Consider the following 3,811-nt stretch of genomic DNA (forward strand, 5'->3'; position numbering starts at 1 on the left):
ATTTTAGATTCCTATAATTTCTATTTTAAATATATTTTATAGGAATTTTAAAATAACTAGGTTATGCAAGAAGTCTAATGAACATGTTGAAGTAAAAAAATATGATATTGATAAAATTAAAAATACAAGTTTAGAAACTTTATTCTTAACTGTTATTAAAGAAAAATTAATTACTTCCGATGAAGATAAAGCAAAATATTTAGATGAAGAAAGAAATATTAAAAAAGAATATTTTGAGGAAAACAAAAATGTTTCATTAGCAGTGAAAATTAATTTTAATGGTTCAAGTTATAATCTATCATTTACATTTAAGACAGCGTAGCAAGTACCATAGAGATTATTCTCCCTCGTTTATTAATTAAAAAGTATTTACATAAAAAACAAAAATCAACTTTTGAGCATCTAAAATAAAGTAGACATAAAAAATAAAAATTATGTTAAAACTTTATTAAAGAGATGTTCTTTTTATATGAAAAAACAAAATAACAAAGAACTTAAAAGATGAAAAAATTAGAATGCGACTATGGATTATAAGTTAAAAATGGAAATAAGAAACATTCTATTGCCAATAAATAATTAGAGTTAATAACAAAAAGAATTATATGAATATCCAAAAAATAAATTAATCACCTGTTAGGAAAACAAAAGTCTATTTAAAAAATGTCCAAAAAAAAGCTACTAATTCAGGCAAAGTCTTGTTACTATTTTTGGGATAAAACCATTAAATTTATGGCTATTAAAAAAATACTTACTTTATTCCAACGTTAACTAGTTTACGAATAATACTTATTGTTTTTACTAAGAAAAAAGATTATAATATTAATTAAGGAGGATTTGATATGGCCATATTTAATAATAAGAAGCCAACTTTTGTATCAATGGATTTAGGAACAGCTTACACTCTGGTTTATATTTCAGGGAGTGGAATTGTTTATAATGAACCATCCATTGTGGCATATAAAATTAAAGAAAATCGGATTATTGCTGTCGGAAATGAAGCATATAAAATGATTGGAAAAGGAAATAAAACAATTAGAATTGTTCGACCAATGGTTGATGGAGTTATTACAGATATTCGTGCAACAGAAGCACAATTAAAGTATATTTTTAATCGTCTAAGAGTTACCAAACAATTAGCTAATTCAATTATGTTATTAGCTTGTCCATCAGTTATTACCGAATTAGAAAAAAATGCTTTGAGAAAAATTGCGATGAATCTAGGCGCAACAAAAGTTTTTGTTGAAGAAGAAGTTAAAATGGCTGCGTTAGGTGGTGGGGTTGATATTTATAAACATTTTGGTAATTTAGTGATTGATATGGGAGGAGGAACAACAGATATTGCGGTTCTTGCTTCAGGGGATATTGTATTATCAAAATCAGTTAAAGTTGCTGGAAATTATTTAAATGATGAAATTCTAAAATATGTTCGTTCTCAATATGGTTTAGAAATTGGAATTAAAACAGCAGAAATGATTAAGATTGAAATTGGTTCATTAGCAAAATATGGTGATGAACGAAAAATGAAAGTGTATGGACGTGATGTTGTTTCAGGATTACCACGAGAAATTGAGTTGACGCCAGAAGAAATCCGGGAAGTTTTAAAAGTTCCAGTATCACGAATTATTGATTTAGCAGTTCAAGTCTTAGAAGAAACACCGCCGGAATTAGCAGGAGATATTTTCCGCAATGGAATTACCATTTGTGGTGGTGGTGGTTTAATCAAAGGAATTGATCACTACTTTGAAGACACATTACAATTACCAGCCAAAATTGGTGAACAACCATTATTAGCAGTTATTAATGGAACAAAAAAATTTGAATCAGATATTTATGATATTATTCGCCAAGAACATCAGAAAACAAAAGAATTAGATTATTAAGAATGTTACAAGTTGCTATAAGAATTAACGAGCATATCAAAATAGCAAATATGGTCAGCATAGAGCAACTATGAATTAAAATCAAAACCAATAATATTGCCAAGGTTAGCATTGGTTTATTATAAAACTGATAATTATCAGTTTTTTTATGTTATGATGTAAAAAAATACTTAGGAGCGAAAAAATGTTTGAACCATTAGCATTTGTCTTACGACCAACCACAATAACTGATATCATTGGGCAAAGCCACCTTATTAATGATCACAATGGTGTTATTTCACGAATGTTGAAATATAATTATGCAAGTTCATTAATTTTTTATGGTGATCCGGGCGTTGGAAAGAGTAGTATTGCTCGAGCATTAGCCAATGATTTACAACTTGAGTATGCAATTTTTAATGCTGAAATTGATAAAAAACAAGATTTAGAAAAAATTATTAAGCAAACAGCAAATTTTGAACGATTTATTATTATTGTGGAAGAAGTACATCGAATGAATAAAGATCGGCAAGATATTTTATTGCAGTATTTAGAAAATGGACACTTAATTATGTTTGCTTGTACAACAGAAAATCCTTATTTTGTGATTAATCCAGCTTTACGATCACGAGCTAATATTATTAAATTAGAACGAATTACTGTTGATAAGATGCTAACTGGCTTACAAAAAATAATTACAAAGAAAAAATTACCGTTAGCAATTACTAATGATGCGTTACTATTAATTTGTCAATTAGCAGGTGGTGATTTACGAATTGCAATTAATATATTAGAATTATGTTTAAATTTATATCCTGCAGAAGAAATTACCACAACAATTATTAATAATATTGCTCCAACGGCTAATTTAATTAATTTTGCAGAAGGTGATGAACATCATGATTTAAAATCAGCCTTGCAAAAGTCAATTCGGGGTAGTGATGTTGACGCAGCTTTACACTATTTTGCACGGTTATTAGCAAGTGGTGATCACGAAGCATTATTGCGTCGAATGTTAATTATTGCTTATGAAGATATTGGCTTGGCTAATCCAGCAATTGCGGTCCATGTCAAAACAGCAATTGATAGTTTTCGTCAAATTCGATTACCAGAGGGACGAATTCCATTAGGATTAGCAATTGTTGAAATGTGTTTAAGTGAAAAATCAAATAGTGCTTATTTAGCAACAGATCAAGCGTATGAAGATGTTTTAAAAGGTAATCTTTATCCAATTCGGCATCATTTATGGGATACAAGTTATGCTTCAGCAAAAAAACTAGGAAATGGCCAGGGATACCAATATCCGCATGATTTTCCAAATGATTATGTTGCGCAACAATACCTGCCAAAGAAAATGCGCGGTATAGTTTATTATCAACCAAAATTACATAGTGTGTATGAAAAACGAATTAATGAGCTGTATGAACGGTTTACAAAAAAAGGCAAGTAGAACTTTTGAAAGAACTACTTGGTTTATTTTTTGTTAGTGCTAGAATAAAATTAAAGAAATAGGGATGAGAGAAATGACAGTCGTAAAAATTCATGTACCAGAATTAACATGTAGTAGTTGTGCGATGGCAATTGAAAAAAAGTTAACAAAAATTCCACAAATTAAGTTTCAAATTGGGATTGTAACAAGAACTGTTAAAATTACTTATGATGAAACAACTTTAGATAAAGAAACAATTTTTCACCAGATTAAAAAAGCCGGTTATGATTTTGATGAAATTGAAACAAAACAGTTATAAGATGGTTATTATTTAATGAAAAAGCAACAAAAAGCAAAGTTAACAAAACGGCAAATTCGAGATCTGTATGAATTAATTATTGCAATAATTTTAGATATTCCTTTATTATTGGGAATGATACCATGGTTAGGACTGCTCCATAATGAATGATTACAATAGACTTCTTGCATAACCTAGTTATTTTAAAATTCCTATAAAATATAT

The 3,811-nt window shown here is 28.6% G+C and carries 4 protein-coding genes; all 4 read left to right on the plus strand.

Annotated features, from left to right (window positions below; genetic code table 4):
• The first annotated feature begins 839 nt into the window (after positions 1 to 839).
• The 4 genes from EHU54_RS04915 (at position 840) to EHU54_RS04930 (ending at position 3,766) form a co-directional block, all read left to right on the plus strand.
• On the plus strand, positions 840 to 1,880 hold the full coding sequence (locus EHU54_RS04915; RefSeq protein WP_400249250.1) for a rod shape-determining protein: 1,041 nt from the start codon (positions 840 to 842) through the stop codon (positions 1,878 to 1,880).
• A gap of 184 nt (positions 1,881 to 2,064) precedes the next feature.
• The gene (locus tag EHU54_RS04920) at positions 2,065 to 3,309 is read left to right on the plus strand and encodes a replication-associated recombination protein A (protein ID WP_400249252.1); all 1,245 of its coding nucleotides are present in this window, start codon (positions 2,065 to 2,067) and stop codon (positions 3,307 to 3,309) included.
• A 73-nt stretch (positions 3,310 to 3,382) separates the two neighbouring features.
• The gene (locus tag EHU54_RS04925; protein ID WP_400249253.1) at positions 3,383 to 3,607 is read left to right on the plus strand and encodes a heavy-metal-associated domain-containing protein; all 225 of its coding nucleotides are present in this window, start codon (positions 3,383 to 3,385) and stop codon (positions 3,605 to 3,607) included.
• Between the two features lie 15 nt (positions 3,608 to 3,622).
• Entirely contained in the window at positions 3,623 to 3,766 is a 144-nt protein-coding gene (locus tag EHU54_RS04930; RefSeq protein ID WP_400249254.1) for a hypothetical protein, read from the plus strand.
• Positions 3,767 to 3,811: the final 45 nt, after the last annotated feature.

Source organism: Spiroplasma sp. ald (assembly GCF_044714355.1).
Taxonomy (GTDB): domain Bacteria; phylum Bacillota_I; class Bacilli_A; order Mycoplasmatales; family Mycoplasmataceae; genus Spiroplasma; species Spiroplasma phoeniceum.